The organism is Streptomyces sp. NPDC006923 (assembly GCF_040635655.1).
GTDB lineage: Bacteria > Actinomycetota > Actinomycetes > Streptomycetales > Streptomycetaceae > Streptomyces.
Genome location: NZ_JBEYIF010000053.1, coordinates 1 through 5352, shown reverse-complemented (window position 1 = coordinate 5352; position 5352 = coordinate 1). Strand labels below are relative to the sequence as shown.

Here is a 5352-nt window from a genome sequence, read left to right as displayed (position 1 = left end):
GCTCCACCAACAACAACCCCACACCCTCCGACCACCCCGTCCCATCCGCCCCCGCCGAAAACGACCTGCACCGACCATCGGCCGAAAGGCCACGCAACCGGGAGAACTCGACAAAGGCGACCGGGGTGGACATCACGGTGACACCGCCGGCGAGCGCGAGATCACACTCGCCGGAACGCAGCGCGTTCGCCGCCAGATGCAACGCCACCAGCGACGACGAGCACGCCGTGTCCACGGTCACGGCGGGACCCTCGAACCCGTACGTGTAGGACAACCGGCCGGAGGCGACACTGCCCGCGCTGCCACTGAACAGATAGCCCTCGAAGTCCTCGGGCGGCAGATGCGGGCGCGAACCGTAGTCGTTGTACATCACCCCGGTGAACACACCGGTACGGGACCCGCGCAACGCCGCCGGGTCCAGACCGGCGCTCTCGAATGTCTCCCACGCGGTCTCCAGCAGCAGGCGCTGCTGCGGGTCGACGGCGGTCGCCTCCCTCGGGGACATTCCGAAGAACTCCGGGTCGAAGAGGTCCGCGTCATGGAGGAAGCCGCCCTCGCGGCTGTACGAGGTACCGGTACGCTCCGGGTCCGGGTCGTACAGCGCGTCGACGTCCCAGCCCCGGTTCTCCGGGAACTCACTGACGGCATCCGTGCCTTCCCGTACCAGCCGCCACAGATCATCCGGCGACGCCACCCCGCCCGGATAACGGCACGCCATCCCGACGATCGCGATCGGCTCACGCTGCCGGTCCTCGGCCTCACGCAGTTTCCTGCGCGCGTCGCGGGCGTCCGCGATGGCCTTCTTGAGGTAGTCGCGCAGCTTCTCCTCGTCCGCCATGGTTCTCAACTCCCAGATGTGGTGTGGTCGATGGCCTCTGATGCAGAGGAACAGCCGGTGGTGCGCTCAGTCGAGTTCGTCCACGAGGGCGAACAGCTCCTCGTCGGAGGCGGAGTCGAGGTTGTCCTCCTCCTCACCGCCGCCGGCCGCGGTGCTGCCGCTCGCCAGATCCGCGGCGTCGAGCAGTTCACGCAACCGGGCGGTGATCCTGTTGTACGCGTCGGTGTCCGTGGCGGACTGCTCGATCGCGGACTTGAGCCGGGACAGCTCGGCCAGGACTGGTTCGCCCGGAGCCGCGTCGACGACGAGTTGCCCGAGCAGATACGCCCCGAGCGCGGCAGGAGTGGGGTGGTCGAAGACCGTGGTGGTGGGCAGCCGCAGTCCGGTCGCCGTGCCGAGCTGGTTACGGAGCTCGACGGCGGTCAGCGAGTCGAAGCCCAGCTCCAGGAAGGCCCGCTCGGGGTCGATCTCGCCCGGGTCCGTGTGGCCGAGGACGGCGGCCACCCGGGCGCACACCAGCTCGGTGAGCGTCCGGCCGCGCTCGGCCGGAGGCAGCGCCGCGAGCCGCTCCGCGAGTCCGGTCCCGGCGTCCTGGCCGCCCGCCGCCGCCACGGCGCGCTGGGGCGCAGCCGGTACCAGGCCGCGCAGCAGCGCGGGGATTCCGGCGCCCGACGCCCGCAGTGCGGCGGTGTCCAGGCGGGTGACCGCGAGCACCGGCTCGCCGGTGGCGGGTGCGGCGTCGAACAGCTCCATGGCGTCGTCGCTCGCCAGCGGCAGCAGCCCGGAGCGTGCCAGACGGCGCAGATCCGCCTCGGCGAGGTGGCCCGCGATGGATCCGGTCTCGCCCCACAGCCCCCAGGCGAGTGAGACACCCGGCAGTCCCCGGGCCCTGCGATGTGCGGCCAGGGCGTCCAGGAAGGTGTTGCCCGCGGCGTAGTTGGCCTGTCCGGCGGTGCCGAGCAGACCGGCGACGGAGGAGTACAGCACAAAGGCGGTGAGGTCCAGGTCGCGGGTCAGCTCATGCAGATGCCAGGCCGCGTCCACCTTGGGCCGCAGTACGGCGTCCAGCCGCTCGGGCGTCAGCCCCTCGATCGGGACATCGTCGAGCACACCGGCCGTGTGCACCACGGCCGTCAGCGGATCCTCCGGCGAGAAGCGGCCCAACAACCCCGCCAGCGCCTCCCGGTCCGTCACATCACACGCCACCACCGACACCTCGGCACCCAACGCCTCCAACTCCGCGCACAACTCACCGGCACCCGGCGCGTCCGGACCCCGACGACTCACCAGCAACAACCGCCGGACCCCACTCGACACCACCAGATGCCGGGCGGCGATCGCGCCCAGCGCACCGGTGGCACCGGTGATGAGCACCGTGCCGTGGTCCCAGCGCGGTGTGATCACCGGTGGTGCGGTCGCAGGTGTTGTGCCGGCCTCCGTGGCCGGCCGGGTACGGGCCAGCCGTGGGAGGAGCACGGTGCCGCGGCGCACGGCCGCCTGTGGTTCACCGCTGTGCACGGCCCGCGCCAGAAGGCCGGCCGGGACCCCGGCGTTCTCGGTGTCGACGAGGACCACACGGCCCGGATTCTCGGTCTGGGCGGAGCGCAGCAGCCCCCAGACCGGGGCGTGCACCAGGTCGGTCACATCCTCCCCCGGTCCGGCCGCGACCGCGCCACGGGTCACCACGACCAGCCGGGTGGCGGAGAACCGCTCATCGGCCAGCAGCGACCGTGTGTCCGCCAGTACACGGTGTGCCTCGGCCCGGACCCGGTCCGGCAGCTCCTCCCCGGCGACGTGGCCGGGAAGGCAGGGGATGACCAGGACGGACGGTGCCTCCGCGCCCTCGTCGACCGCGCGGACGGCGGCGGCGCCATCGGTGTACGACCGCACCGCGCCCCCGGCCAGGCCGAGTCCTTCGGGGTCCGCGTCACCCAGCACCGCCCAGTCGAGGGCCTCTGCCGCGGTGTGTCCGTCCCGCAGCGGGGTCCAGTCGACCCGGAGCAGGGCGTCACCCATGCTGCCCGCCGCCGCGCGCAGCGCCTCGACGGACAGCGGCCGCAGTGTGAGCGCCTCGACCTCGGCGACCGGTGCGCCGGTACCGTCGGCCACGGTCAGCCGTACCGTCGGCGAGTCGGGGTCGGTGCCGGTGAAGGCGAGCCGGACCCGCAGGCTGGTGGCGCCGGCGGCCCGCACGGTGACGGCGGACCAGGAGAAGGGCAGCCACGATCCGCCGCTGTCCCCGGCGACACCGGGCAGCAGCGGATGGAGCGCGGCGTCGAGCAGCGCCGGATGGATGGTGAACCGGCCCGCGTCCGCGCGCTGGTCCTCGCCGAGCGCGACCTCCGCGTAGAGCTCGCCGTCCGCCGTCCACAGCCGGCGCAGATTCCGGAACGCCGGACCGTACTCGTAGCGTTGCTCGGCGAGCCGTTCGTAGATCCCGGTCAGATCGGTCTCGACGGCTCCGGCCGGCGGCCAGAGCGTCAGTCCGTGGGCCGCCGACTCGTGGTCGGTCAGCCCGTCGGCCGTGCCGAGCCTGCCCTGCGCGTGCAGCGTCCAGTCGTCCGCGCCCTCGTCGGCTCCGCCGTCGGGCCGCGAATAGATCCGCAGAGGACGGCCACCGGTGGCGTCGGCGGCTCCGGCGACAAGCTGCAACCGCACCCCGCCCCGCTCGGGCAGCAACAGCGGCGCCGCCAGGGTCAGTTCGTCGACCCCCAGGACGCCGATCTGCTCCCCGGCCCGCAGGGCCAGTTCCAGCAGGCCGGTACCGGGCACCAGCACCGTGCCGGCGACGGCGTGATCGGTCAGCCAGGGATGGCTGTGCCGGGACAGCCGTCCGGTGACAAGGTGCTCGTCGCGGTCGGCCAGTGCCACCGCCGCACCGAGCAGCGGATGGCCGGTGGCGGTCAGCCCCAGTCCGGCGGCGTCACCGGTACGGGCCGGGTCCTCCAGCCAGTACCGCTGCCGCTGGAAGGCGTAGCCGGGCAGCTCGACCGTGCGGGCGCCGGGGAACACGACGTCCCAGCGCACCACCGCGCCCCGGGCGGCCAGCAGCCCGAGCGCGGAGGCGAAGGCATGGTCCTCGGGACGGCCCCTGCGCAGTGCCGGGGTGAGCGCACCGGCGTCGGTGGTCAGGGACTCCTGGACCAGCGCGGTCAGCACGCCGTCCGGGCCGAGCTCCAGCCACTCGGTGACTCCCTGGGCGGCCAGCAGCCGCACTCCGTCGAGGAAGCGGACGGGCCGGCGGATGTGCTCCGCCCAGTACTCGGGCGCGGTGAGCTGCTCGGTGGTGGCGAACTCGCCGGTGACATTGGAGACCACCGGGATACGCGGCGGCCGGAACGTCAGGTCTTCGGCGACGGTACGGAACTCGTCGAGGACATCGTCCATGTGCGGCGAGTGGAAGGCGTGGCTGACCGGCAGCCGCTTGGTCCGGCTGCCCTTCTCCCGCCAGAGCGCGGCGACGGCGTCGACCGCGGACTCGTCACCGGAGATCACGGTGGAGCGGGGGCCGTTGACTCCGGCGATCGTCACCGTGTCGCCGAGTCCGGCGAGGGTGGCGCGCACCTCGTCCTCCGCCGCCTCCAGCGCCGCCATGGCCCCGCCTTCGCGGGCGGCCTGCATCAGCCGGCCCCGCTCGCTGACCAGGACGCAGGCGTCCGGCAGGTCGAGCACCCCGGCCAGATGCGCGGCGGTCACCTCGCCGATGGAGTGACCGAGCAGGAAGTCCGGTGTGAGACCGTGATGCTCGGCCAGCCGGAACAGCGCGGTCTCCAACGCGAACAGGGCGGCCTGGGTGAACGCCGTCTGGTCGAGCAGCGCCGAGTCGGCGGAGTCCCGCGGGGCGAAGAGCACACTCTTCAGCGGCCGGACGAGTTCGCGGTCCAGATGCTCACAGACCTCGTCGAAGGCCGCGGCGAACACCGGTGAGGCCGCGTACAGTTCACGCCCCATGCCGAGGCGCTGCGAGCCCTGTCCGGTCAGCAGGAACGCGGTCCTGCCCCGAGGCACCGGGCCGGCGTGGACAACAGCCGGTGAGGCGTTCCCCGCCGCCAACGCGCCGAGTCCCTCCAGGAGTTCGTCCCGGTCTCCCGCCACTACCACGGCGGCGTTGTCGTGCAGGGCACGGGTGGTGGCCAGCGAGTGGCCGATGTCGCCTGCCGCCCGCTCCGGATGGGCCACGGCGTACTCCAGCAGCCGGGCGGCCTGGGCTTGCAGCGCCTGCTCACCGCGCGCGGAAAGCAGGTAGGGCGTGACGGGCAGTGCGGGTGTCCGAGCGGGCTCCGGCTGGTCGCGGGTGGTCCCGGCGTCCTGCTCGGTGCCCTGTTCGATGATGACGTGTGCGTTGGTGCCGCTGATCCCGAAGGAGGAGACGGCGGCGCGGCGCGGCCGGTCCACCTCGGGCCACTCCCGCTCCTCGGCCAACAACTCCACCGCACCCGACTCCCAGTCCACATGCGGCGACGGCTCCTCCACATGCAACGTCCTCGGCAACACACCATGCCGCATCGCCTGCA

The 5352-nt window shown here is 72.8% G+C and carries 2 protein-coding genes; both read right to left on the bottom strand.

Annotation, left to right across the window (positions count from 1 at the left end):
• A partial coding sequence (locus tag ABZ707_RS33200) for a beta-ketoacyl synthase N-terminal-like domain-containing protein (RefSeq protein ID WP_360182596.1) occupies positions 1 to 838 on the bottom strand: 838 nt, incomplete at its 3' end.
• A gap of 66 nt (positions 839 to 904) precedes the next feature.
• Positions 905 to 5311, bottom strand: a complete 4407-nt coding sequence (locus tag ABZ707_RS33195) for an SDR family NAD(P)-dependent oxidoreductase (protein ID WP_360182593.1) — start codon at positions 5309 to 5311, stop codon at positions 905 to 907.
• Positions 5312 to 5352: the final 41 nt, after the last annotated feature.